The 26,662-nt window shown below is 57.0% G+C and carries 16 protein-coding genes; 14 read left to right on the plus strand and 2 right to left on the minus strand.

All coding sequences use genetic code 11. From position 1 onward, the window contains the following. The first annotated feature begins 40 nt into the window (after window positions 1–40). Genes ACJU26_RS06155 through ACJU26_RS06180 form a run of 6 tightly spaced genes read left to right on the plus strand, consistent with a single transcriptional unit; the run spans window position 41 to window position 9,179 of the window. The gene (locus ACJU26_RS06155; RefSeq protein WP_414041631.1) at window positions 41–2,395 is read left to right on the plus strand and encodes a nitric oxide reductase activation protein NorD; all 2,355 of its coding nucleotides are present in this window, start codon (window positions 41–43) and stop codon (window positions 2,393–2,395) included. A 36-nt stretch (window positions 2,396–2,431) separates the two neighbouring features. Further along, window positions 2,432–4,120, plus strand: a complete 1,689-nt coding sequence (locus ACJU26_RS06160) for an NADH-quinone oxidoreductase subunit L (protein ID WP_414041632.1) — start codon at window positions 2,432–2,434, stop codon at window positions 4,118–4,120. A gap of 1 nt (window position 4,121) precedes the next feature. Next, entirely contained in the window at window positions 4,122–4,895 is a 774-nt protein-coding gene (locus ACJU26_RS06165; RefSeq protein WP_414041633.1) for a hypothetical protein, read from the plus strand. Then, complete coding sequence (locus ACJU26_RS06170) at window positions 4,880–8,032, plus strand: DUF2309 domain-containing protein (protein ID WP_414041634.1); 3,153 nt, start codon at window positions 4,880–4,882, stop codon at window positions 8,030–8,032. Before ACJU26_RS06165 ends, ACJU26_RS06170 begins: the two co-directional genes overlap by 16 nt. Continuing rightward, on the plus strand, window positions 8,029–8,355 hold the full coding sequence (locus ACJU26_RS06175; RefSeq protein WP_414041635.1) for a P-II family nitrogen regulator: 327 nt from the start codon (window positions 8,029–8,031) through the stop codon (window positions 8,353–8,355). Before ACJU26_RS06170 ends, ACJU26_RS06175 begins: the two co-directional genes overlap by 4 nt. A 17-nt stretch (window positions 8,356–8,372) precedes the next feature. Beyond that, the gene (locus tag ACJU26_RS06180) at window positions 8,373–9,179 is read left to right on the plus strand and encodes a CbbQ/NirQ/NorQ/GpvN family protein (RefSeq protein WP_414041636.1); all 807 of its coding nucleotides are present in this window, start codon (window positions 8,373–8,375) and stop codon (window positions 9,177–9,179) included. 177 nt (window positions 9,180–9,356) lie between these two features. Here ACJU26_RS06180 and ACJU26_RS06185 read toward each other — a convergent pair whose 3' ends face one another. Both ACJU26_RS06185 and ACJU26_RS06190 read right to left on the minus strand, forming a co-directional pair. Next, window positions 9,357–9,932, minus strand: a complete 576-nt coding sequence (locus tag ACJU26_RS06185) for an NUDIX hydrolase (protein WP_414041637.1) — start codon at window positions 9,930–9,932, stop codon at window positions 9,357–9,359. A 5-nt stretch (window positions 9,933–9,937) separates the two neighbouring features. Beyond that, the gene (locus tag ACJU26_RS06190) at window positions 9,938–10,492 is read right to left on the minus strand and encodes a BMC domain-containing protein (RefSeq protein WP_414041638.1); all 555 of its coding nucleotides are present in this window, start codon (window positions 10,490–10,492) and stop codon (window positions 9,938–9,940) included. A 471-nt stretch (window positions 10,493–10,963) separates the two neighbouring features. On the opposite strand from ACJU26_RS06190, the gene ACJU26_RS06195 reads away from it, so the two are divergent. Genes ACJU26_RS06195 through ACJU26_RS06230 form a run of 8 tightly spaced genes read left to right on the plus strand, consistent with a single transcriptional unit; the run spans window position 10,964 to window position 26,660 of the window. After that, on the plus strand, window positions 10,964–12,145 hold the full coding sequence (locus tag ACJU26_RS06195) for a polysaccharide biosynthesis/export family protein (RefSeq protein WP_414041639.1): 1,182 nt from the start codon (window positions 10,964–10,966) through the stop codon (window positions 12,143–12,145). 9 nt (window positions 12,146–12,154) lie between these two features. Beyond that, the gene (locus tag ACJU26_RS06200) at window positions 12,155–13,330 is read left to right on the plus strand and encodes a glycosyltransferase family 4 protein (RefSeq protein ID WP_414041640.1); all 1,176 of its coding nucleotides are present in this window, start codon (window positions 12,155–12,157) and stop codon (window positions 13,328–13,330) included. Then, window positions 13,327–20,616 carry a type I polyketide synthase gene (locus ACJU26_RS06205; RefSeq protein ID WP_414041641.1) on the plus strand — a complete coding sequence of 2,430 codons (7,290 nt, stop codon included), beginning with the start codon at window positions 13,327–13,329 and terminating at the stop codon, window positions 20,614–20,616. The genes ACJU26_RS06200 and ACJU26_RS06205 overlap by 4 nt, the downstream gene beginning before the upstream one ends. Before the next feature lie 9 nt (window positions 20,617–20,625). Then, the gene (locus ACJU26_RS06210) at window positions 20,626–21,954 is read left to right on the plus strand and encodes an aminotransferase class I/II-fold pyridoxal phosphate-dependent enzyme (RefSeq protein WP_414041642.1); all 1,329 of its coding nucleotides are present in this window, start codon (window positions 20,626–20,628) and stop codon (window positions 21,952–21,954) included. Window positions 21,955–21,987: 33 nt separating this feature from the next. Then, window positions 21,988–23,067, plus strand: coding sequence for a beta-3-deoxy-D-manno-oct-2-ulosonic acid transferase (locus ACJU26_RS06215; protein WP_414041643.1), 1,080 nt, complete (start codon window positions 21,988–21,990; stop codon window positions 23,065–23,067). Continuing rightward, on the plus strand, window positions 23,064–24,374 hold the full coding sequence (locus ACJU26_RS06220) for a capsule biosynthesis protein (protein ID WP_414041644.1): 1,311 nt from the start codon (window positions 23,064–23,066) through the stop codon (window positions 24,372–24,374). Before ACJU26_RS06215 ends, ACJU26_RS06220 begins: the two co-directional genes overlap by 4 nt. After that, a complete protein-coding gene (locus tag ACJU26_RS06225) occupies window positions 24,281–25,063 on the plus strand; it encodes an SDR family NAD(P)-dependent oxidoreductase (RefSeq protein ID WP_414041645.1) in 783 nt (260 codons plus the stop codon). Before ACJU26_RS06220 ends, ACJU26_RS06225 begins: the two co-directional genes overlap by 94 nt. After that, complete coding sequence (locus ACJU26_RS06230; RefSeq protein WP_414041646.1) at window positions 25,056–26,660, plus strand: LTA synthase family protein; 1,605 nt, start codon at window positions 25,056–25,058, stop codon at window positions 26,658–26,660. Before ACJU26_RS06225 ends, ACJU26_RS06230 begins: the two co-directional genes overlap by 8 nt. Window positions 26,661–26,662 lie beyond the last annotated feature (2 nt).

Below are 26,662 nucleotides of genomic sequence, written 5' to 3' on the forward strand. Positions count from 1 at the left end.
GGCTTGGGTTAGCTTTCGATAAAAACGGGGTGAGCTCAGTATGTCGATTCAGTTGGCGGATTACCCGGAGATCCTGGAAGATCTAGGGCCTCACGCCTCGGAAGTTCTGGAGGCGAACTGGCATGAAGCCGCCCGGGTTTTTGGTCGGCGTGGTCTGGAAGCCTACTTGCAGGGAGCCAGCAGTCTGAAAGCGTTGGGTCGGGGTTCTGACCTGGTACTGGCTTTTATTGAAAGTGCTCCCCAGGTGGCCCGGGAAATCGGTGAGCAGGCCGTTTTCGAAATGCTCTCCATGGCAATTCGCATGTTTTCCAAAACCAGTGCGGAAGTGTTGGCGCTGTTCTTTACCAGTGCGCCCATTGTTGCCCGGCGTTTGGGCGAGCTGGAATTATTCCGAGGCTATTTGTTGTTGCTGGATCAATTGCTTGCCCAGGCGCCGCGCGGTGTGCGCCCCATGTTGGGCAAAATTGAAGTGCTTCTTGAAAAAATGACCCTGGGCGGATTACGGCGCTGGGCGAGTTGGGGTATTTCTGCCTATCGCAATGATTTTGCCGCCCAGGTGGAATTTTTTGGTCTCAGTACTCCGCAATCTCTGGCGGTGCTCCAGCAGGAGCGGCGTGGCGTTCTGTTCATTGACGTGCAGCGGCGTTTGATCATGTACTTGCGCGCTCTGTGGGGCCGCGATTTCTTCTTGCGTCCTACCTCGGGGGATTACGAAACCCGGGAGGGCTATCAGCCCTACATCGAAAACTATTTCATCCATGTACCTGATGCTTATGATGACGTGGAAAATGCCCGGGGTGAAAAAACAGCGGCTCTGGAACTGTATCGCGCCGCTGCCGCCCATGCTGCCGCCCATGTGGTTTTTTCCAGATATGATCCGCGTTTTGAGTTGGCCAAGCCCCTGCAACGCTTGTGGATTGGTCTATTGGAAGATGCCCGGGTAGAACATCTGGCCGTGCAGAAATTTCCTGGCCTGTTTCCCCTCTGGCAGCAACTGGGTCGGTTACCCGCCTGCATCGAACAGGCATCCGAACCTGACACAGTAGCGATCATGGATCGTATCAGTCTTGCCCTGCTGGATGCCGAATATGTGGATGCACATCCTTTTGTGGCCAAGGCCCGCGAAGCATTTATTCGCGTCCGGGAAGCGCAGGAGGATGTGAATGATGTGTTGATGGCCGTCGCCGAAAAACTGGCCGAAGCCTGTGAGCAGGCTGGCTGGACTTACTCGGTGCAGAACGACCAGTCTGAAAGTCTTTATCGTGACGACAATCGTTATCTCTGGACAGCTCCGGCGACGGACTGGAGTGGTGATCCCCTGTCTGGTGGACAGGCCCAGGTGCGCAAATATGTCAGCATCATGGAAATGATTAACGCCGTCGATGTGGAAACCGCCGGGGATGATGCCCAGGAAGTCTGGGTGCTCTCCACGGAGTTCTACGATGATGACGGACTGACGTTCAATGAAAAAGAGGGCAAGGCTCCGGTTTCACAACCGGTGAATTATTCCGAATGGGATTATCAGACCCAACTGGAACGCCCGCAATGGGTGACCGTTTATGAAAAGCATCCGAAAATGGGGGATCCTTCTGAAATCAACGGCATGCTGGACCAGCAAAAGCCGCTGGTACAAAGGCTGCGCAAGTTGATTGAAGCGGTGCAACCCCAGGGTGTGGTCCGCACCCGCAAGGTTGAAGATGGAGACGAAATTGATATCAATGCGGCGATTCTGGCGATGACCGATATCCGCATGGGACAGCAGCCCGATCCCCGGATTGGTATTCGCACCCGACTGAATATTCGTGATCTGTCGGTCATGTTATTGGTGGATCTGTCCGAATCCACCAATGATCTGCTGCGTACCCGTAGCGAAGGCGATGTCAGCGTCCTGCATCTGGCCAGGGAGGCGACGGCGTTGCTGGCAGAGGCTCTGGAACGGATTGGCGATCCCTATATGCTCTGTGGTTTTGATTCCAATGGTCGTCATGATGTGGAGTTTTATAAATTCAAGGACTTTGACGCACCCTACGATGACAAGGTCAAAGGCCGCCTTGCCGGTATGACCGGGCAGCTTTCAACGCGTATGGGGGCGGCGTTGCGACATGCGGGCCATCTCCTCGATCAGCGTGCCAGCCAGAAAAAGCTCATTCTGCTCCTCACCGATGGTGAACCTGCCGATAATGATGTGCGGGATCCGCAGTATTTGCGTTTCGACACCAAAAAAGCCGTTGAAGAACTGAACCGCAAGGGTATCCGGACTTTTTGTCTGTCTCTGGATCCTTATGCCGATGAATATGTTTCCCGGATTTTCGGGCAGCGCAATTATCTGGTGCTGGACCATGTGGACAAGCTGCCGGAAAAATTACCACAATTATATATATCCATGACCAAATGATTTCAGCATATGGGCGCATGAAAGAGGGGAGTTCGCATGGGTGAACTAGCAATCATCATTCCATTTTTGCCGGTATTGTCGGCGCTTATTATTTTTGTATTCATGCACAAGGCCCGCAGGGCGGCCGCCCGGATCAGCGTGTTTTTAACCTTGCTGACGTTTTTGCTGGCCTTGGTGGAACTGGCGACCTATGCCCTGGGCGGTTTCTCCCGGGTAGAAATTATCGGCACTCTCTGGGGAAGTGTCTGGCTCGATCCTCTGACCCTGATCATGTGGAGCTTTGTTTGCGGAATCAGTTTGCTGGTGCATATGTACTCGGTGCGCTACATGGTCGAAGAGGCCAATTATACCCGTTTTTTCGCCCTGCTGGACCTGATGACTGCGACCATTCTATTCATGGTGTCGGCTGCAGATCTGATTACCTTCCTGGTGGCCTGGTTCATGGTGGGCGTGGTCCTGTATTTTCTGCTGGGTCATGATACGGATCGCCCTGCAGCGGGCCGTTATGCCTTCTGGACGCAAATCACCTACCGGGCGGGCGATGTCCCCCTCTGGCTGGCCGCTTTTGTATTGATCCGAACCTATCATTCCATCTCGCTACCGGATATTTTTGAGCGCTTACAGATGCATCCCCATGTGCCCGCTTTCTGGGGTTTGTCGGTGCCCGAACTGGTGGGTTTTCTGCTGGCTTTTGCGGCTTTTGCCCGCTCCGCCCAGTTCCTGCTCCATGGCTGGTTACCCTATACAATGGACGGCCCTACCCCGGTTTCGGCATTGATGCACGCCGGTATCGTCAATGCGGGTGGATTCATGTTCAACCGTTTTTTCCCGGTATTCGAGCATGCCAGTATCGTCCTGCATTTCGTCTTTATTGTTGGGTTGATTACCGCCGTGGTGGGTTCGGCGATGATGCTGATACAAAATGATGTAAAGCGTTCTCTGGGCTATTCAACCATGGGTCAGATGGGTTTCATGGTCATGGAATGTGGTGTGGGAGCTTTTGCCCTGGCGGTTTTTCACTTGATTGCCCATGGATTTTTCAAGGCTTCCCTGTTTTTGGGGGCGGGCAATATTATTGGCGAAGCCCGGGAGCACGACGGGGTGCCTTCGGATCCGGTCTATACCTCCATTGTGGAACGGCGTCCGGCCAAACCCTCGCGCCTGCCCTGGCTGGCCGCTGCGGCATTGACCATTATTGTTCCGGTAGTGGTGCTCAGCTTGTCTCATCTTTTCGTTTCTACAAGACTTTTGCATGAGCAGGGAGTGATTATCCTGCTGTTTTTCGGCTGGGTGACCGGCGCCCAGGCCTTGTTTGCCACCCACAAAATGACCCATACCAATCCCTGGCGATTGATGGGCGGTATTTTGGGCTCATTTGTTCTGGTCGTGATTGGTTATACCCTGATCAGTCACTACTTTGGTCATTTTCTCTATCCTCACGGAGAAGCCTACCAGCTCTATAATGCGGCCAGCATCAACAGCCTGTACTTCGATATACTGGTCATTATTCTGGCGCTGTTTTTTGTCGGGGCCTGGGCACTCACCTTTTTTGCGGATTCCAGTGGCTGGTGGGATCGGGCCGATCAGGGACGCTGGCGCGGCGTTTACTTGGCTCTCTATGCTTTGTTGTCCAGAGAGTTGTACGTGAATGACCTGTATGCGCGCATGTCCCAGATTCTGGTGCAAGGGGCACGCCGTATCAATGTGCTGTTACGGTGGTGCTGACATGCATATCATCATTTGGATAATTGCCGGAACATTACTTCCCTGGTTCCCTTTCAGCTGGATTTTTAATCGCTTGCTGGTGAGTGCGCCGGGGGCTTGGGCTCGCGCCCTGGCCGTCATTGTTTTACCCCAGTTGGGACTTTTGTTACTGCTGAAATCTGGAGCCTGGCTGATTCTCGGGCAGGGAATGCCCCAGGCTTTGCGGGCCCTGGCATTATTCACGGCGATTTTGTATGCCTATCGCGCCGCAGGCACCCGGGATGTACAGATCTGGGCACGGTTTATGGCCACTTCAGGCTTGTCCCTGACCTGGCTGTTGATCGGCCTGTTACCGGGGCATTGGGGTGTGCAACTTTTTGCTCTGGCCTGGTCTATTCCTGCCGCTTTGATGCTGGTCTGGGCAGGCATTTTGACGCACAAGACCGGAGGCTCCTATCTGGGATTGACCGGTGGCTTTGCCCGGGCATTACCCCGTCTGTCGGTACTGATGTCCCTGACCGCTCTGGCGGCCACGGCCACACCCGTTTTCCCCAACTTTTTTGCCTTGCTGGAAGCCATGGAGAGCTTGCCGCTCATCTGGATGCCCTTGTTGCTGCTGGTGCTACTACTCTGGGGTTGGACCGTAGGGCGGTTTTTGCAGGATCTGCTGTTTGGCATCTATCACGGCGAATCGGTGCATGATTTAAGTGTGGGTGGCACCTGGTTAGGTGGCCTGACTTTGGGGATATTTGCCTTGGTGGGATTATTCTGGGGGGGTATATGGATTATCAACTGACTCTGGGTGATCGTCTGAAAGTGCGGACCATGATTTATGTGGCCAGTGAGCCGATTCCAAGGTTCTGGCCCATGCGCACTTTCATTCACCATAATCCTTTGTTTGGCCTGGAACATCTGCCCTTTGAAGACGCCGTGGAAGAAGCCGGAAAGCTCTTTCATGGCCGGGGTTATTTGTCCCGCAGTGAATATCAGGAATACTGGCAGGCCGGAAAGGTGGATGAAGCCGCCATGCGCAAGTATTTGCAGGTTTTTCTGGAAAAACAGGACAGTGCATTGCCGTCGGAAATATCCATGGAGCATTGGCTCTGGTCCCTCTTGACACTCTGCAAGAGTGAACAGTTGGTGCCCAAGACTGATTGGCTGAATGGCGCTGTCCTCCATGGCGCACTTCATGGAAAAGGGTTAGATCCGAATACAGCAAACCAAAAAGAGCGACTGCAAGAGATTCTTGCCCATAAAATTGCCCTGGATGGCCCTGTTTATGCCAACGTGGATCGCCTGTTCGGGACGGATATTGGCAGTACCCTGGACGATTTGCTGGTGAAAAGTTGTCTGGACTTTTTTGATGAAGGTCAGTCCGCCTGGCAGTCACCGGGCCGTAAACAGGGTTTTTTTACGGCATGGAAAGAAGTGGCCCAGCATAATGTGCGCTTCTTCTTGCGTGGGTTGCACTTGCGGCAACTGCTCGAATCGGAACAGACCCCCGAAGGTGTGGTCGCCCATATTCTCCGTGAACTGCAGGTGCCGGAAGCTTCCTGGCAAAAATATATTACCCGTCAATTGACCCGCTTGCATGGTTGGGCAGGTTTTATCCGCTATCGCAGTACGGCCAGGCATTATTACTGGGCTGAGCAGTATCCGGCGGATCTGACGGATTTTCTGGCGGTTCGCATGGTTCTGGGCATGGCATTACTGCAGGAAGCCGTCCGCCATCAGGGTTGCCCGGCCAATGCCGAGGAAATCCAGAATTTCGTTCATGCCGATCCGCTGTCGGCGTATTTACGCCTGGAATTGTATACCGGCGCGATTTTACCGGCCTGGGCACAACAGGTAGAGGACATGCTGGCGCGGCGCAAGCGGCCTGACTTTGACCGGGTTGCGGAACAGTACATTGCTGCCAAATCCCGTTGGGAGGGCGAACGGCAGGCCCATAATCTGCTGCGACTGGCCAAGGCCATGGGTACAGAAGCAGAAGCACAATTATTGGGGATGTCTCCGGAGCAACTCGACCAGTTTCTGAATATCCTGCGCGCCTGGGAAAAGGGCGAGGGCTTCTGCTGGCTGCGGTCCATGGAATCTCATTACATCAAGGCATTGGTGAACCGCATCAATATTCCCCACCAGCAGGAAGCAGTGGAGAAACGTCCCTTTGCCCAGGCGCTGATGTGCATTGATGTCCGTTCAGAGCCCATGCGTCGGCATCTGGAGGCCATCGGCGATTACCAGACCTTTGGTATTGGCGGATTTTTTGGTGTGCCTATCAGCTTTCTGGAATATGGGCGGGGTACAGAAGTCCACCTCTGTCCGGCCATCCAGACCCCTAAAAACCTGGTCGTAGAAATTCCCGCCGAACTGGAGCTGGAAGAAGAGCCTCTGTACGGCGCTTTGGAGCATGTACTTCACGAGCTGAAAAGTTCAGTGCTGTCACCCTTTGTGGCAGTAGAGGCTGTGGGGCTCATCTTCAGTCTGGGTTTGATCGGCAAGATGGTTGCGCCGCTGACTTATCACCATCTCCACAACAAGCTGCATGCGGAAAAGCCGGTGACACGACTGCTCCTGGACAAACTGAGCCCGGATCAGGCGGATTCCATTTTACGGGCGGTGCAACGGGCCATGATTGTCCGTGCGCTGATCAAGGAATGGAATGTACCCCGGGATCAAGTGACGGATGATGATGTCAAGGAGCTGCGGGAAATCGCCCTGGAGCATATTTCCGGACCCAGTGCCCTGGCCCGGCGGATGCAATTTTCTGCTCAGCAGGAAGCGGAATTCATCCAGAAATTGCGGGATACTTACCGGGTTGAAAGGCACGAATCCAGTCTGCAGATGGAAAGACTGGGGCGCATCGGTTTCAGTCTGGATGAGCAGGTCCGCTACATTTCCCAGGCCCTGCTGTTGATCGGCATGAACCGTAATTTTTCACGCTTTGTGCTGTTGGTGGGGCATGAAAGCGAAACCGAAAACAATCCCTACGAGTCCGCCCTGGATTGCGGAGCTTGCGGGGGTGGCAAGGGGCTTCCCAATGCCCGGGTATTCGCCGCCATGGCCAACAAGCCCGAGGTGCGCCGTCGCTTGCGGGACAAAGGTATTGTCATTCCGGACGATACCTGGTTCCTGCCCGCAGTGCACAATACTACTTCCGATGCGGTAGAGCTGTTTGATCTGGATTTGTTGCCTGCTCGGCATTTGCTTTACCTGGAGCGTCTGCGCAATGGTTTGTCTGCCGCCACCCGACGTTCTGCAGCAGAACGCATGCCATCGTTGGGCGGGTCTGAGAAGCTGGCCCAGGATCCCTACGCGGCTGCAGTCATGGCTCTGCGTCAGACCCATGACTGGTCCCAGGTGCGCCCGGAATGGGGTTTGACCCGCAATGTCTACGCGATTGTCGGTCGGCGTGAACTGACTGAAGGCCTGGATCTGGAAAGCCGTGCTTTTCTCCACTCCTACGATTACCGCCTCGATCCCAAAGGACGTTTGCTGGAAACCATTCTGGCCAGTCCCATGGTGGTGGGCGAATGGATCAACCTGGAACATTATTTTTCGGTGGTGGATACCGAGCATTATGGTAGCGGCAGCAAGGTCTATCACAATGTTGCCGGGCGTTTTGCGGTGATGACCGGCAACCAGAGCGATTTGCGGACAGGCTTGCCTACCCAGACGGTGCTCAAGGATGGTAAGCCCTATCATGAGCCGGTACGCTTGATTGTGCTGGTGGAGGCACCAGTGGCTTTTGCCCAGCGTTCGGTCAGCAATCTGGTGAAAATCAAGGCGCTGTTGGGCGGCGGCTGGGTTCGGGTTATTTTGTTGGATCCAGAAGATGAATATCGGGCCCACGTCCTGGAAGATGGCACCTTTCACCTGCAAGAACGCACCGTCGCGGCAGACAATCAGAACATTCTGGAGGGAATTGCATGAAAACACTGAATCTGAGTCCTTTGAAAAAACTCGAAGTCATCATAGAAGGTGCGCACAAGGATTTTGCTACGGACCTGCTCGACAGGGCCGGAGTGAAGGGATATACCATCGTCGGCAATTTATCCGGAAAAGGCAGTCACGGGATTTATGAAGGTCATATCATGTTCAATGAAGATGATGTCCTGATCATGATTATCGTGGCGGTTCCCGAAGAGTTGGTATCGCCCATTCTGGAAGGGTTTGCGCCATTTTTTGAGAAGCATACCGGTGTCGTGTTTGTGACGGATATCCAGGTCAGCCGTCTGGTCAAGTTCAAGAATTGATTGCAAGAGGTGTTACAGTGAATAGTGATTCAAAAGAACAGTACCTGATCGAAAAAGAACCTTATTACAAGGAAGTGCATGATGAAATTTCCTTGTACGAGGCAGCATATGCGGCGCGTTTGCCGATGATGGTCAAGGGACCAACGGGCTGTGGGAAATCCCGGTTCATTGAATACATGGCTTGGCGCCTGAAGTGTCCCCTGATCAGTGTTGCCTGTAATGAAGACATGACGGCTTCTGATCTGGTGGGTCGCTTTCTGCTGGATAAGGATGGCACCAAATGGCAGGATGGTCCCCTGACGACAGCGGCACGGATAGGTGCCATCTGTTATCTGGATGAAATTGTTGAAGCCCGGCAGGATACGACGGTGGTAATCCATCCCCTGACTGACCATCGCCGTACCTTGCCTCTCGATAAAAAGGGCGAACTGATTCAGGCTCACCCTGATTTTCAGTTGGTGATTTCCTTTAATCCCGGTTATCAGTCCTCCATGAAAGATCTGAAACAGTCCACCAAGCAGCGTTTTGGGGCTTTGGATTTTTCCTATCCCGAGCGCGATATTGAAGTGGTGATCGTCTCCCATGAGTCGGGGGTATCCGAAGATATGGCGGAAAAGCTGGTGTCCATTGCGGAACGCTCACGCAACCTCAAGGGGCATGGTCTGGATGAGGGCTTATCAACGCGTATGCTGATTTATGCCGGTGCGTTGATTCAGAAAGGGGTGGCACCCATTGCCGCCTGCAGCATGGCGCTGGTACGGCCGATTACCGATGATCCGGATATGCGAGATGCACTGGATGCGGCAGTCAGTACTTTTTTCTGAGCCAATATCCCGATGGTCGCGTGGCTTCATCCTGAAAGAAAGCAGTGCCTGGCGTGGCTGCTTTCTGCAGCGCACTCTTTGATGGCGCTTCTTTGTTGCTTCAGAACGCCAGCTGCTGAATGGTGAAACCTGACCCTACGGGTTGAGGTGATGTGTTGATCGTATCCGGGTTTAAGTCTAGGTTAGGCCTTGGATTCTTTGCTGTCGTAACCATTCCTGGCTTTTGATCAGCATGCGATGGATGGAAAGTCCCTTGTTATAAGCATGGACTTCATGTAATGGTACCCATCGCAGGGCATGAGATTCGCTGTTTCCTGCCAGGGGAATTCGATCGTCAATTTCCACCAGAAACCGAATATCCAGATGCTGATGGGCGGGCTCCATGCCCCGTCGCGGTGTTCTGTGAATATCAATATCGAATATGGCGGTATCCAACAGATGAATATCTGTTTCGGCAATCCCGGTTTCCTCGCTGCACTCTTTCAGAGCCACCGCGATCACATTTTCATTGCCATCGGCATGACCGCCGGGCTGAAACCACTGCTCCAGCTTGCGGTGCAACATCAGCAGCGTGGCACTGCGGGCGGGGTTGAGAATCCAGGTGGAGGCCGTCACATGCAGGCCTGTACCTTCCCGAAAAAAACAATCCGGATCATCCTGTAAAAGAAGGCAGCCCCGACGAGCATAAGCCTGTTCTTCAATGTAATGACTTCGGTACTGGCATAAGCAGGTTTGCAGGGTGTGACGATTCATGGGCATTAAGTCCAGGATGGGTTTTCCACAGCATGAATGGCTGCCGCAGCCGCTTCATCTACATCGGCTTCCTTGCCGGCGATGGTCAGTCGTCCATAGGCCCCCACCGCACGGACATCAACCAGGGTGATATTGGCTGCCTTTTCGGCCTGATTGGCGGCATAAATGACGTAACCCGCTGGTTCTGTTTCGAGAATGAACATGCTTTGCTCGGGAAGAATCATGGAGCCACGTCGGCCCTGACGGTTTATGAGGACCGCATGGTCCGGCATCATGCCACGAATGATTTCCTTCCAGGTGATTTTGCAGGCGGTACGATCCTGCTGACTGGCACCCATGCGCTGCAGGACCACCCGGCCGGCTTCGCGCACATCACTCTGGTCGCGATGATGGACAACCATGGCACCGAATTCACGTTCGATGACCTGCTGGGAAAGATGCACGCGGGTGGCTTTCAGGGCAATGTCGGTGAGGCGGTGAATGGCCATGGCTGGAGACACTTCAATCCACAGGGCTGCATCGCCGGGCACTGGCAGGAAGCCCTGGGAGACCGAGGCCATATATGCAGCGAGTTGCGGTTGGAGGGAGTCTATATAGACGTAAGTGCGAAGTTGAATCATGGGCCAAGGTTCAAATATAGTACAAAAATTATAGCGGAATTTAGCGCCTCGCTCCAGTCTCTCATCCCGTTCAAACTCATCTATCGTTGGACAAAGCTTTCACTTGCACAACAGGAGACAGCTATATATGGTGTGACGGATTTGTGCCATGATGAGCGTGGAATGACAGCGTGTGACGTTGATTGACGTTGATTTTGGCTTTGGCAAGCGGCGCAACTTGTTGAAAAATAAGGCTGTATGTATTGTTAACCGGATTTGTAATCAGTGGGTCGCGGGTTCGATTCCTGCCGCCAGCACCAAATAAAACAAGGGGTTGCCTTTGTGACTTTTACTAGTGTGTGCGCCTAAGCTGCACATGTCCCCGCAGCAGTACCCTATACACAATGGACATTGTTTTTTGAGGGCTTTTTGATGATCACAAGCAATCCAGGAGTGCGCGCTTTGACGCTGGGTCTGGTGCTGGCGGGGCTTGCGGGCTGTGCATCGTATCTACCCTACGCTGGGCCGCGTGCGGGTTCGGTGGAAGCGGTGACCCACAACCAGACCTTGCATGGCATTCAGCTTGTCGAAGTCAATTATGCCCTGGCACACCAGATCAAGACCCAAGTGGAAAGTCCCCAGCTGAGTCTGCTCCAGGATTTCAGTAATCCGAACCCGAAACTCTATACGGTGGGTCCCGGAGATACCTTGCAGGTGTATATCTGGGAAGCGCCCCCGGCCATGCTCTTTGCGTCAGCGGCAGCGGTTACTACGACCTCGGCGTCGGGCGCCGTGATGACCACCATTCCTGAACAGATGGTGGGCAGCAACGGTGATATTCTGATTCCTTTTGCCGGAAAAATTCATTGCGCGGGCGAAACCCTCGATCAAATAGGCAGCGAAATTCGCGCACGCCTGAAAAATATGGCCCACGATCCCCAAGTGGTTGTCCGGCTGGTGAGCAATCACGCCCAGAGTATTTCGGTGGTGGGAAATGTCCACAAAAGTACCCAGGTGCCCCTGATTCCGGGCGGGGTGAGTGTGCTGCAGGCGCTGGCAGCGGCGGGCGGCGTGGACAAGCCAGTCAACAAGGTGACCATTCAGCTTTCCCACTCGGGCAAGACGTTGCAGCTTCCTCTGGAAGAGGTCATTCGTCATCCCGAAGAGAATGTCTCCCTGCGGGCCGGAGATGTGCTGACGGCACTCTATCAACCCTTGCACGTGACCGTCATGGGCGCCACGACCCAGACCAAGGAGATTGATTTTGAAGCATCGGGCATCAGTCTGGCCCAGGCCCTTGCCCGGGCAGGCGGTCTGAACGGCAATGAAGCTGATGCCAAGGCGGTTTTTGTGTTCCGCATGGAAAAGCCGGACTTTTTCTCCCATTGGCCAGAACCCGTGCAGACCACGGCAGATGGCGAGGTCCCGGTGGTGTTCCGTTTTGATTTCAGTAATCCTGCTACGCTGTTTGCAGCCCAGGAGTTCCCCATACAAAATCACGATCTGATTTATGTGGCTTCGGCACCCATCACCGATCTGCAGAAATTCTTGGGTCTGATAGTGCAGATTGTGTATCCGATTCAGGGTTTGACTACGGCGGGAATCGTCAAATAATGCTTTAACATGGCGGATCTGACGGATGCGGCAGTGTATGTGGATGTAACCCGCCTGGTGCATCGGATGCGCAAGGGGCGCATTCCCACCGGCGTAGATCGGGTCTGTCTGGCGTATTTGGACCACTTTCATGGCCGGACCCAGGCCATGCTGATTGAGAGTGGTGTGGCTGTGGCACTATCGGCTACGGCCTCTCTTTTGCTGTTCGACTGGCTCCTGGGTTGGTCGGAAGGTCGGCAACACGGCAGTCTGGCCAAGACGGCCCGCCATGCCTTGAAGTTTCCCTTTCGTCCGGTTTCTTCGGGGAGCTGGGTGCTCAACATGGGGCACAGTGGTCTGGATAGACCGTCTTATCTGGGCTGGCTGCGGCGCAAAAAAATCCGCTTGCTGGTTATGGCCCATGATCTGATCCCAGTGACTCATCCCCAATTCTGCCAACCCGACGCCACCGATCGTCACGGCAGAAGACTGCAGGTCATTCTGGGGCAGGCAGCGGGTATCGTCAGTAATTCCCGGCATACGGCCGAGGCCCTGCAGGACTATGCCGACAGGATGCAAATGTCGATGCCACCCCTCGCGGTCATTCCCCTGGGCTACCATCCGGTCAGCACTGCGCCCGCTCAGCCTCTGCAAATTCCTCCCCAACCCTACTTCGTGGTGTTGGGTACCCTGGAGCCGCGTAAGAATCACGCATTCCTCCTCTATTTGTGGCAGCGCATGATACTGGAGTGGCCCTGGGCGCATATTCCCCGCTTGCTCATCATCGGTCAGATCGGCTGGATGTGTGGTGATCTGCTGCACGAATTAAAATTTAATGAAAAACTCAAAGCCCATGTCGAATTTCTTCCGGACTGTAGCGACGCCGAAGTGCAAGCCTATTTGCAGGGGGCACAAGCTCTGCTTTTCCCATCTCATGCCGAGGGGTTCGGACTGCCCTTGCTGGAGTCACTGGCCGTCGGAGTACCGGTTTTGGCAAGCCCTTTGCCGGTTTTTATGGAAATTGCCGGGAATATACCCGATTATCTGGATACGGATGATGAAGAACTCTGGTTGCGGGCGATTCGGGATTTCAGCGAAAGTGCACATGATCGGCGACAGCAACAAATCCAGAGAATGAAAGGTTTTGCAGCACCTAGTTGGTCGGAACATTTTAAAAAATTTGAAGCCTTTGTGAGCCGCCTGTGAAAAAAATTGCCATTATTGGTCAAGCTTCGCGACTGCCCCAATGTCCGGGTGACAGCTTCTGGAGTCAGCTGCTGGCCGGACGGGATCTGATTACCCATGTGGCAGGAGAGCGTTGGGCTCAGGATGTTCTGCAGCACCCCGAGCGCCATCATCCCGGAACTTCGGTTACTTTTGCGGCCGGTTCGCTGGGTGATGTGGCGGGTTTTGATGCCGGATTTTTTCATCTGTCGCCCCGGGAAGCAGCGGCCATGGATCCCCAGCAGCGTCTGTTGCTGGAGATGAGCTGGGAGGCTTTTGCCCATGCCGGCATTGCACCGGGTCGATTGCGCGGTAGTCGTTGCGGGGTGTTTATCGGGCTGGCCAGTACCGACTATGCTTACCGACTTGCCGATGATTTCGCGGCCATTGGCCCCAGTACAGCCACCGGCTCGACGGCCAGCATTGCCGCCAATCGCCTGTCCTACTTCTATGACTTGCAGGGCCCGAGCCTTGTGGTGGATACGGCCTGTTCTTCGGCGCTGGTGGCCTTTCATCAGGCCTGCCAATCCATCGCCAGTGGGGAGAGTGATTTGGCCTTGACCGGGGCCATCAGCCTGCATTTGCATCCCTATGGCTTTCTGATTTTTTCCAAGGCGTCCATGCTCTCCCCAAAAGGGCGCTGCCGGCCTTTTGATGCTGACGCTGATGGCTACGTGCGTTCGGAAGGTGGCGGAGTATTCGTCCTGAAAAGTCTGGATCAGGCTGTCAAGGCTGGAGACCGGATTCTTGCCGTCGTAGCCCACAGTGCCATCAATACCGATGGCCACAAGTCGGGCCTGACCATTCCCCGGGTTAGTGCCCAACAGCGTTTGCTGGAGCAGTCTTATGAGGCAGCGGGGATTGATCCCGAACAACTGGATTATCTGGAAGCCCATGGCACCGGTACGGCCGTGGGTGATCCCGCCGAAGTGGAAGCCATCGGGCGGGCACTGGGCGTGCATCGCCGCGCCGAAGAGCCACTGCCCATTGGTTCGGTAAAAAGTAATATCGGCCATCTGGAAACGGCTTCGGGGGTTCCGGGTCTGCTGAAAACCATTCATGTTCTGCAGAACCGTTTGGTGCCTCCTACCATCGGCATCAATACACTCAACCCGCGTTTGCAACTGGAGACCCATCATCTGACCGTCGTGCGCCAGACCTTGGCACTGCGCGCAACAGGCCTCCTGATTGCCGGTGTGAATTCCTTTGGCTTCGGAGGTGCTAACGCCCACATTATTCTGGAGTCGGCGCCAACGCCCCGGCGTCGACGTGTGCCGGCCTGGCGTGGAAAGCGGGCGGCGGCCAAGCCGCTCTGCCTCAGTGCGGCGACTCCGTCGGCGCTGCGCCAGGTAGTGGCGGATTTTGCCCGCAATCTCGAAACGGAAAACGCCCAGAACACTTACCCCGCCCTCTATCAGGCGAATTTTCGACGGGAGCGTTTGCCCCACCGGGCGTTATTCTGGCTGCAACCCGGTCCTGACATGCTCTCTCCCCTGCGCGCCTTTGGCACAGAGCAGGGGGCAGCAGTGCCCACGGCGGTGGCTCTCGACAACCCGCAAGGGCCGGTTTTTGTTTACTCCGGAAATGGTAGCCAGTGGTCGGGCATGGGGCGGATTTTATGCGCGGATCCGGTGTTCGCGGCCAGCCTCGCAGAAATCGACCAGCATTTTCAGCCCTTGGCGGGATACAGCCTGCAGGCAGATCTGGCGGGTCATTTGGGTGAGGATCGCTATGCCGCTACCGAACAGGCGCAGCCCGCCCTGTTTGCCTTGCAGGTGGGCATAACTGCTCTGTTGCGGGCGCAGGGTATTGTCCCAGCAGCGGTAGCGGGGCATAGCGTGGGCGAAGTGGCGGCGGCCTGGGCTTGCGGAGCCTTGACTTTGGCCCAAGCCGTGCGGGTGATTTACGAGCGCAGCCGCTTGCAGGGATATTCCCGAGGACTGGGGCAGATGACGGCAGTGGCCGCTGCTGCCGATACCCTTGTCCAGCAGTTACAGGACTGGGACTTACAGGATGCAGTAACTATTGCTGCCTGGAACAGCCCGCGTGGTGCCACCCTGGTCGGCAGCAGCGCTGCTCTCGACAGAGTCGAGAAACAGTTGCGTGCCCAAGGTACAGGCTACAAGCGTCTGGATATGGATTATCCCTTTCACAGTCCACAGATGGACCTGCTGCGGGATGAACTGCTGACAGTGCTGCAGGACTTGCGCCCGGCATCGACCTCGATTCCCTTCATTTCGGCAGTCACCGGCACGGTGCTGGATGGCGACAATCTGGATGGCGACTATTGGTGGCAGAATATCCGCCAACCCGTCCGCTTTCAGCAGGCCGCCGCCACCTTGCTGGAGGACTGGAACATTTTTGTGGAACTGGGAGGACACCCGGTGCTGCGCGGCTATTTGCAGGAAGCCATCGATGCCAACGGGAAAGAAGGGCGGGTGATCCCGACCTTGCGGCGCCAGGAGGAAAATGCCCGGGCGGTGTTTCAGGCGGCAGAATCCCTGTGGCTGGTAGGAATTACGCCTGACTGGAAGCGCTATTTCCCGGTGATCCCGCAGCACCTGGACCTACCTCACTATCCCTGGGAACGGGAAGCATACTGGCACGATCAGACCAGCGAATCTGCCCGACTGCTTCAGCAATACGCGATCCATCCCCTGCTGGGCCATCCTCTGGCGGGTCACCCGGGAGAATGGGAACAGCGCCTGGACACCGCCTTGCTGCCTTTTCTGGCGGATCACCAGGTGGGAGAGGGCGTCGTGTTCCCCGGCGCGGGCTATGTGGAATTGGGATTGGCCGCTGCCAGAGCGTACTTCGGCGCAAGTGCCGCGCATCCGGTCTGGGTGCTGGAAGAACTCGATATTCTGCTCCCCCTGTTGCTGGAAGGGCAGGACAGTAAAATGCTCCGTGTGCATTACGATGCCCAAGGTAATTTCCGTATATCGTCCCGGAATCTGCTCCAGGAAGCCTGGACATTGCATGCCAAAGGGCGGGTACGGGCGGGCAGTTCCGCCGCTCCGGAATCCAGGTTCCCGCTGGCCTACGGCGGCTCAGAAGCCGATGCGTCGGTCCCTGATTTCAGCAGGGAAATCCATTATCAACGCTGCCGTGCTGCCGGGCTGCACTATGGCCCGGTTTTCCAGACGGTGGTCCAGGGCTGGTTAGCGCCTGGGAGCATTACTGCCCAGCTGGAGCTCGGTATCCCCGATACCGAAGACTATGTATTGCATCCAGCTTTGCTGGATGGCGCCATGCAGTTGTTTGTGGATTTTCTGGCGAAAGGTGAGCCGATGCAGGGTCAGGGCCACTCTGGTTGGGCGTATGTGCCGGTTCGCTTTGGCGCTTTGACGGTGTATCGCAGTGTGCCCGGGAAAATCCAGGTGCTGGTCCAGGTGTTGCGCCATTCTCCCCAGTCCCTCCTGGCCCGTCTCTGGTTTGCCGATGAAAGCGGTCAATTGCTGGCCCAGTGTGATGAATTGCGCCTGCGTCGGATGCGTCTGCACAAGGCCGAAAGCGAAAAGCTCCATTATGTGCGGACCGTTCTGCGCCCCGTACCTCGCTCGGAAAAACGTGCGCATATTCTGGAACTGGATCTTGCAGCGCTGGCTGATGCTCTTGCAGTCTGGTCTGTCGCACATGGAGCGGGACAGCGCTATGTCGCGGAATATTCACCATTGGCGCATAGTCTCTTGCAAACCTACGACGAAGAGTCGGCAGGGCAGGGCAACGCAGAAATTGCAGCGGCCGACATCTGGCAAATGCTGTTGCAGGATTATCCCGAATTTTTTCCCTTGACCCTGGCTATAGGGCGTTATGGACTAGGTGAGGTCGGGGAAAAGACCCCCACCAGACTGGCGACCAGCCTCTACCCTCCCCTCATGGCCACGCTCAGTCCGGGAGTGATCCAGGTCCTGCAGAAGCAGATCGCGCATTGGTTGGATACTCTTTCGGCAGCACAAACCCTGGACATCATGGAAATGGGCAGTACGGTAGCCGAGGCCTTGCCAATCTGGGCAGAACAGTATGGAGCAGATCCCCGGATATCCCTTTGGCAGGGCTGTTGGTCCGACGGCGCCGAGATTCAGGAAGCCACGGCCTGGCAGGTGGTCTCCATAGGCGCCGCCCACACGACACCGGCCGTCCATCTGCTCTGGTTGCGCCTGGATGGAGAAACGCTGGCCCGTCAGTGGGAAATGCTGCGCACTGCACAACAGAGCCTGCTTCCGGGCGGGATACTCCTGATTCAGGGGGTGGAACCGGAGTCCTGGTGGGCGCAGATTGACGCGGAAACGGCGGGACTGCCAGGGCGGCAGGCGCTGAAGCCCTGGCTGGAAGAGCAGTCATTCGAGGATTTGGGGCCAATTCTGGAAGAACAGCCAGCCGGAAGCTACTGCCTGTGTTTGCGAAAAAAATCGGTCGAGTCGGACCAGCAGGCAAGCCACTCACTCTCGAATTCGCCAGCAACAGGCACTTGGTACCTTTGCGGGAGTTCCGCTGCGCTGGCCGAGGCAGAATGCCTGAAAGCCGCGCTGACCACTCGTGGCCAGTCTTGCCGGGAACTGTCCCTCCCCACTGCTGGCACCGATCCGGCGGAACATCTGCCTGTTGCGAGTCAGATGCCTATTGCCGGGATCATCCTCTTGCCCGAAGTGGCTTCACCGATTGCAGGCCGAGGTGATGCCATCTCCGCCGCAGGCAGAGCCGAGATCCTACTCGATGGCTGCACGCGCCTGTGGCAACTGGGCCTCTGGTGCATACATCAGCAAGACGTGCCCCCTCTGTTTCTGTTCGGCATGGCGAACGATCTGGAATATGCCGGGCTCAGCGGCTTTGCCCGCAGCCTGCAAAATGAGTGGCCGGAACTGCAATTGCGGATCCTGACCCTGGGCCATCAGGCTGCCGAGAGTGGTGTCAGCCTGATGGCAGACATGCCCGCCGCCGTCAGCGCTGCCGTGGAGGAAATCCTTGACCCCGGTCCTGAAAGCGAATGGGTATTTGATCTTGCCGGTGGCCGCTTCACGCCCCAGGTGCAGGAGGGCGCAGCACCCCGTCCAGACTATCCTGCTGGTGCGGATCAAGGGAGCATCCGCCGCCTGGAATTTTCGGCACCCGGCCAGTTGCGGCATCTGCACTGGATACATGCCCCCGAACAGATCCCCGAGGACCACGACGTAGAGGTTGAGGTCGAAAATGCCGGTCTGAATTTCCGGGACGTGATGTATGCTTTGGGATTGCTGGCGGATGAAGCCCTGGAAAATGGCTTTTCCGGGCCGAGTCTGGGACTCGAATTTGCAGGCCGGGTGCGCCGTGTCGGGGCTGCCGTGACCCGCTGGCAGGCCGGAGACGCGGTGATGGGTTTTGCCCCCGCCAGTTTCAGCAGCCGCATCCTCACCCCGGAAAATGCCGTGACCGCCATTCCTGAAGGCCTGTCCATGGCCGCCGCCGCGACCATTCCCACGGTATTCCTCACCGCCTGGTACTCCCTGCACACCCTGGCCCAGTTGCAGGCGGGGGAAAATATCCTGATTCATGGTGCCGCCGGCGGTGTCGGCATTGCCGCCATCCAGATCGCCCGCCATCTGGGCGCAGAAATATATGCCACGGCGGGATCGCCGCAAAAGCGCGATTTTCTGCGCCTTTTGGGGGTTCGGCATATTTACGACTCCCGGCAACTGGATTTTGCCGAAGAAATCCTCCGGGATACGGAGGGCGCGGGAGTCGATGTTCTCCTGAATAGCCTTTATGGCGAAGCGGTTTTACGCAATCTTCAGATTCTCCGGCCTTTTGGGCGTTTCCTGGAGCTGGGTAAACGGGACTTTTACGAAAACAATGCCATCGGTCTGCGGCCATTCCGCAATAATCTCAGCTATTTCGGGATTGATGCCGATCAATTGCTCAAGGGACGCCCCGCCCTGACCCAACAGTTGTTTGCGGAAATCATGGCGTTATTTCAGGACGGCACGTTTTATTCGCTGCCCGCCACGACTTTTCCGGCGGCCAGGGTCATGGAGGCCTTCCGGCACATGCAGCAGGCCCGGCAAATTGGCAAAGTGGTGCTGGATATGGCAGCGCCTTACCTGCCCAGTGCCCCGGTGCCAGAAAATCCGCCGCGCTTGCAACTCAGCGCAGAAGGGGTGTATCTGGTCACCGGTGGACTGACGGGTTTTGGTTTTGCCAGCGCCTGCCGCCTGGCCGAGCGGGGAGCCAGAAATCTGGTACTGGTCAGCCGCAGTGGTCAGGCAGATGCGGCCAGCGCGGAGATCATCGCCCGACTCCAGGGGCAGGGCGTGCATATTCATGCCTGGTCCTGTGATGTGCGCGATGCCTGGCAGGTGCAGGATCTGGTGCAGCGGGTTACCCGCGAAGTCGGTCCCCTGCGCGGCATCATTCATGCAGCGGCGGTCATCGAGGACGGGCTGGCACAGAACCTCAGTCGGGAACAGATGGATCGGGTCATTCAGCCCAAGGTGGCGGGGGCCTGGAATCTCCATCAGGCCGTACAGGGCATGACCTTGGACTTTTTCGTACTCTATTCCTCCATCACCACCCTGCTGGGTAATCCGGGGCAGGCCCATTACGTGGCCGCCAACACCTGGTTGGAAGCCTTTACCCAATGGCGGCGGCGGCAGGGTTTGCCGGCCCTGGCCATTCTCTGGGGAGCTATCGGTGATGCCGGTTATCTCACCCGCCATGAAAAAACCCGGGATCTTCTCCAGCAACGCCTCGGTGGTGCCGCACTCAGTGCCGCCACGGCCCTGGATGTGCTCGAAAGACTGTTGCGCAGCGATGCTGACGGCTGGGTGGTGGCAGACCTGGACTGGCACGCCTTGCAGCGTTTTCTGCCCATCGCCGCAGCACCGCGTTTCAGCGCGGTAATGCCCGCAGCCACCGGCGACAATGAGCGGAGCGAAGATGATCTGCGCCAGCAATTACAAAGTCTGCCGCCCGCAGAGGCCGAACAGTTGCTGGTAGAGAGCATCCGTCGGGAAGTCGCCCAGATTCTCCGTCTGCCCCTCGACAAGGTACTGCCGGATCAAAGCCTCAGCCAACTGGGTCTGGACTCCCTCATGGGGGTCGAACTGGCCCTGGCGCTGGAAGAGCGTATCGGCCTCAAACTGCCCGCTTTTTTGCTCAGTGAAGGCCCCACCCCCTTGCGTCTGGCCCGCCGTTTGCTGCAATCTCTGGGCAAGGAAGGCGCTGAAGCCGAGGGGCAGGAGGGTGATGCCGCCGCCCGCGCCCAACTGGAAGCCCAACATGGCGTCGCCTGAGATCAGAAAATGACCAAAACGGATCGCAATTTCGCTACCCAACTCAAGGAAAAGCTCATCCAGAAGGGTCTGGAACAGCGTCTGCAAAACATCCATGACGCCCCACCCCGCGTTGACGGAGCAGTGCGGGAAGACATTCCCGAAGCCTTCACCCGTTTTGACCGCCAGCCCGGTTATCAGCAGATACATCTGCTGCGCGAAGGGGCGGAGCGCTTTGGCGTCACGAGCCCTTTTTTTCATGTACATGAAGGGACTGCCGGAGCCCATAGCGCTATTGCCGGTCGCCAGGTCATCAACTTTGGCAGTTACAACTATCTCGGACTTTCCGGACACCCCGAGGTGAATAACGCCGCCCAGACCGCCATTACCCAATACGGCAGCTCCGTATCCGCCAGCCGGATCGTGGCCGGAGAGCGGCCATTGCATCGCCAACTGGAAAAGTCATTGGCGGATTTTTACGGGGTGGATGATGCCCTGACTTTGGTCAGCGGCCATGCCACCAATGTCACGACCATCGGCCACCTGCTCGGTCCCCGCGACCTGATTCTGCACGATGAATATGTCCATAACAGCATTATCCAGGGGGCGCTGCTGTCCGGCGCCCAGCGCCTGAGCTTTCCCCACAACGATCTGGCCGCCCTGGATACCCTGCTGCAGCAGCAGCGCCGCAAGGCCGAACGGGTACTCATCGTGGTGGAAGGCATGTACAGCATGGATGGCGATTTCCCTGACCTGCCGCAGCTCATCGCCCTGAAAAAGTGGCATCAGGTCTGGCTGATGGTGGACGAAGCCCACTCTTTTGGGGTCATGGGGGCTACGGGCAGGGGTATTGCCGAGCATTTTCGCGTAGATCCTCACGAAGTCGATATCTGGATGGGTACCCTCAGCAAAACCCTGGCCGCTTGCGGGGGGTATATCGCCGGAGAGCAGGCTTTGATCGACAATCTCCGCTATCTTGCCCCAGGTTTTCTGTACAGCGTGGGCTTGGCTCCTCCCTTGGCTGCCGCCGCCCTCGCCGCCCTGAATATCCTCAAAAACGAACCGGAACGGGTCAGAACCCTACAAGAACGGGGGCGCTATTTTCTGGAAGCCGCCCGACAACTGCAGATGGATACGGGACTGAGTACCGGCTACGCCATTACGCCCCTGATTGTCGGCAACTCCCTGCAGGCCGTGCGCCTTTCCGCCGCCCTGCTGGCGCAGGGGGTGCATGTGCAGCCCATCCTCTATCCGGCGGTTCCGGAAAAGCAGGCGCGCCTGCGCTTTTTCCTGAACGTCGAGCATACTCTTGAAGAACTTCAATACAGCCTGAGCACCTTGAAGACCCATATTTCCTAGGAGAACCAACCCATCACCACTGCGCCAGGAAACATGCCCGCCGAGTTATATGCCGTCGCTTTCTCGGCCTGGAAACAGGGACCGTTACGAGCGTTTCTGCCGGAGTGTCGCCTGTATTTTATCCGCCATGTACGTCAGGCTCCGGCGGGGGCGACCCTGCTGCTCTGGGGCACGCACAATGCTCCGGCGGGTCATCCCGTCATTCGGGTCGAGGATGGATTTCTGCGCTCCATCGGTCTGGGCGCGGATTTGATCGCCCCCCTGTCCTATTGTTTTGACCGCAGTGGCCTGTATTACGACGCCAGCCAGCCTTCGGACCTGGAACAGCTGCTCGCCACTCATGATCTTGATGCCGCACTGTTGGAGCGCGCCCGGGCCTTGCGGGCGCAGATCGTGACCCTGGGGCTCACCAAATACAATGTGGGGCAGGGCGGCTGGCAACGTCCAGCGCTGCTTTCGGCCAGCGCCTCCCCTGGCAAAGTGCCAGCAACTGCGCCAGCCTCGGCGTCGCTCGTCCCGCCGAGCACGGTCATCCTCGTGCCTGGCCAAGTGGAAAGTGATGCCAGTATTGCCCTGGGCAGTGCCGAGACCCGGAGTAATCTGGACCTGCTGCGCCAGGTGCGAGAGCGGCATCCCGACGCCTACATCGTCTATAAACCCCACCCGGATGTCCACGCTGGACTGCGTCGTCCGGGCGCCGAGGAGGCCCAGGTCAAGCTGTTCTGTGACGAGGTTGTTGAAGATGTCAGCATGCATCACCTGCTGACCCAGGTGGATGAGGTGCATGTGATGACTTCTGCAGCAGGGTTCGAGGCGTTGCTCCGCAATATCCCCGTGACCTGTTACGGCAATCCTTTTTTTGCGGGTTGGGGACTGACCACGGACCTGCAGCCCATTCCCCGGCGACAGCGTAAGCTCAGTCTGGATGCCCTGGTCGCAGCCGCATTGATTCTCTATCCTCGCTACATTCATCCCCAGGAACAGCGGCTCTGTAGCCCTGAAGAGGCCGTACTGGCATTGCATGCCCAACGTAATGGCAGCAGCGATTATCATCTATCCTTCTGGCGCAAGGCTTTTCGTTTACTGCTGCGTCAGGTCGTGGGGGTGCGATGAAACATTTCCTGTTCCTGCAAGGAGTAGCCAGCCCATTTTTCGCGCGACTGGCGGATCGCCTGCTGCAGCGCGGACATAGGGTGCAAAAAATCCAGTTCTGCGGCGGAGATCTGGTGTACTGGTTCCCGCGCAAAGCGACCCGTTTTCATGGTCGGCCGGAGCAGCTTTCGGCGTTTCTGGAACAGCATCTTCGTCGCGAGCAGGTCACCGATGTGGTGTTGTTTGGTGATCAGCGTCCGGTGCATCTGGCTGTACACCCCCTGGCCAAGGTGCTGGGCATTACGGTGCATGTGTTTGAAGAAGGCTATTTGCGGCCCTACTGGCTGACCCTGGAACGTGGTGGGGTCAATGGCCACTCCCAGCTTCCCAAGGACCCGGACTGGTATCGGGAGGTGGTGAAGCGCGTGCCCATACCCGATGCCAGCCAGCCCTTTCTGGGCAATTTCCGCATGCGTGCCATTCATGATGTGCTCTACCACAGTGGCGATATTCTCAATCCGCTTGCCTTTCGTCATTATCGTCACCATGCTCCGGTGCATCCGGTGCGCGAATATTTCTGGTACATACGGCGCTATCCCAAGGTGCGCCACCGCCTCAAAAGCGACCTGGCACGCAATTATCGCTTTGTCGAAAGAGGGCAACCTTTTTTTCTGTTACCTCTGCAACTCTACAGTGATAGTCAGATCACCTGCCATTCAGCTTTTTGCGATACCTATGAATTCATCCGGCAGAGTCTCTATTCTTTCCAACAATATGCGGATCAAAGCCTGCATCTGGTGGTCAAAAATCATCCCTTGGACCCCGGCATCTTACCCTACGAAAATTTTGTGCAGGATATTGCCCTGAAACTCGGCATTGCCGATCGCGTTCACTACTATGATTACGGCAATCTCGAGCTGTTCCTGGAGCATTGTGCCGGAGTGGTGACTATTAACAGCACCGTCGGCACCTGGGCGCTGAAAGTGGGAAAGCCGGTGATCACCCTCGCCAACCCGGTGTACAATGTCCCCGGTCTCACCAGTCAGCAAAGTCTGGCCCAGTTCTGGCAAGACCCAGAAGGCCCCGACCCGGTGCTCTGGTCGGCCTTTCGCCGGGTATTGATTCATACGACCCAGATCAATGGCGGCTTTTATTGCGATACCGGCATACAACTGGCCTTGGATACTGCCGTCGAACGCCTGGAATTATCACAGTCCCCCATAGAGGAACTCTTATGCCGCAACGATCTCCGCAAACCATCCTCCTTACCGGAGCCACCAGCGCCATTGGCGCCGCCCTCGTCACCGCCTACGCTCAACCCGGCGTAGCCCTGCATTTGCATGGCCGCAATCGTACCAAACTGGAAAACATCGTCCAGGCCGCCCAGAATCTTGGGGCCACAGTCACCCAACGTAGTTTTGACGTGCGTGACAGCGCCACCTTGCGGGCATGGGTGGCCGATTGTGAAAAAGAAGGCCCCCTGGATTTGGTGATAGCCAATGCCGGAGTGAACATCAATACCGGCCCCGATGAGTCCGGCGAAGTCTGGGAAGAAGCTGAAGCTCTGATGGCCGTCAATCTGCAGGCAACCCGGGTGCTGGTGGATGCCGTCCTGCCGGCCATGCGCCAGCGCCATGCCGGACAGATCGCGCTGATGAGCTCATTGGCCGGATACTTCGGGCTGCCCGTCACCCCCAGCTACTGCGCTTCCAAAGCGGCCATCAAGGCCTATGGTGAAGCCCTGCGCGGCTGGCTGGCCAAAGAGGGGGTCGGGGTCACCGTCATCATGCCCGGTTATGTAGATTCGGCCATGTGTCGGGAAATGCCCGGTCCCAAGCCTTTTTTGATGCAGCCCCCGCGTGCCGCTGCCCTCATTCGCAACGGTCTGGCGCGTAACAAGGCGCGCATCAGTTTTCCCTTTCCCCTCAATTTTGGCACCTGGTGGCTGGCAGTCCTTCCTGCCAGTATTTCCGTCTGGATTGTTGGTCTGATGGGCTACAGCGGGCACCATGACTGAACTGCTCTGGCCCTGGTGTCTGGGAATCGGCGGTCTCGCTTCCCTGGCGGTCGAGGCTCTGGTGCATCCCCGCCCGCGATCGCTGGGGCGCAAGGTGTGGACCTATCTGATCCAGCTGGGTCTGTGGCTGTTGTTGTTCACCCTGTTGCTGCTGCTGGTGCAACGTCCCATATTTGCCGCACTGGCTGCTCTGGGTGCCTGGCTGACGGTAGTCCTGGTGGGTAATGCCAAGGAAGCCAGCCTCCGGGAGCCCTTTGTATTCATGGATTTTGAATACTTCACCGATGCCATCAAGCATCCCCGCCTGTATTTGCCTTTTCTGGGACTGTGGCGGGCCATGGCCCTGGGTCTCATCGCGGTAGCGGTCATTGCTGCCGCCCTCTGGGCCGAGCCTCCGCTGACCGCGCAAATGTCCTGGCCCCTGTTTCTGAAATATAACGGCCTCGCCTTGCTGGTCGCCGCAGGACTGCTCTGGATGGGTACCCGCTGGTCCGATGCCCCGAGCCTCCAGCCTGGCAAAGATATTCGCGACATGGGTTTTGCTCCCAGCCTTTGGCAATATGGCTGGGCCGAGCGGGCTGCCGTTGTGGTGCCTCCGGCCCGGCCCTTTGGGCCGCTCTCCGAACCCCATCTCTCGGTTCAGTCGCTGGATAATCCCGGGGGCTTGCCCGCGTCCGGCCCATCCGATGATCCATCATCGGGCCATCTGGTGATCGTGCAAAGTGAGTCTTTTTTTGATATCCGCCGCCTCTGGCCGCAGATCGCCCCGGAAGTGTTCAAGGATTTTGATGCGGCCAGTCGCCATTGCGTGCAAAGCGGGCAGATCCGGGTTCCCCCCTGGGGGGCCAACACCATCCGCACCGAATTCAGCCTGTTGACGGGATGGTCACCGGCGAGTTTGGGCATTCATCAGTTTCAGCCTTACCGCTTTCTGGCCCGTCGGCCCCTGCCCAGCCTCGCCTGGCGGCTCAAGGCCCAGGGCTATCGCACGGTCTGCATCCATCCCTATCCCTCCAGCTTCTATGCCCGCAATACCATTTATCCGCTGTTGGGTTTCGATACATTCATCGATGTCGCCGACTTTACGCCTGCAGACCGCAGCGGCCCTTACACCGGCGATCTGGCGGTAGCGAGCAAGACTCTGGAAATCTTGCAAGGCGCCACCCAGCCCACTTTTATATTCATCATCACCATGGAAAACCACGGACCCCTGCATCTGGAAACCGTCAGCGCCGAAGAAAAGAAAATCCTGCTCCTCCAGGAACCCCCAGTCAGCGCCGATGATCTCGCCATATACTTGCGTCACGTCCGCAACGCGGGTGCCATGCTCCAACAATTCATGGGCGAATTGCCCAAACTGTCCCGGCCCAGCATGCTCGGCTTTTATGGCGACCATGTCCCCATCTTGGAAGAACTCTACGCCGCACGGCATTTTACCGATGGCCGCACCGACTACTGGCTCTGGTCCTCCCGACATCCCGACGCCACGCCCCAACACCCGGAAATCGCCGTCGAAGAGCTTGGGGTGCGGGCGCTGGATTGGCTACACAGTGTTCCTCTAACGACGCTGGATGATAGAATAAATCAACAAGCCTAGCA

It is taken from the genome of Acidithiobacillus sp. M4-SHS-6, from assembly GCF_047421495.1.
GTDB lineage: Bacteria > Pseudomonadota > Gammaproteobacteria > Acidithiobacillales > Acidithiobacillaceae > Acidithiobacillus.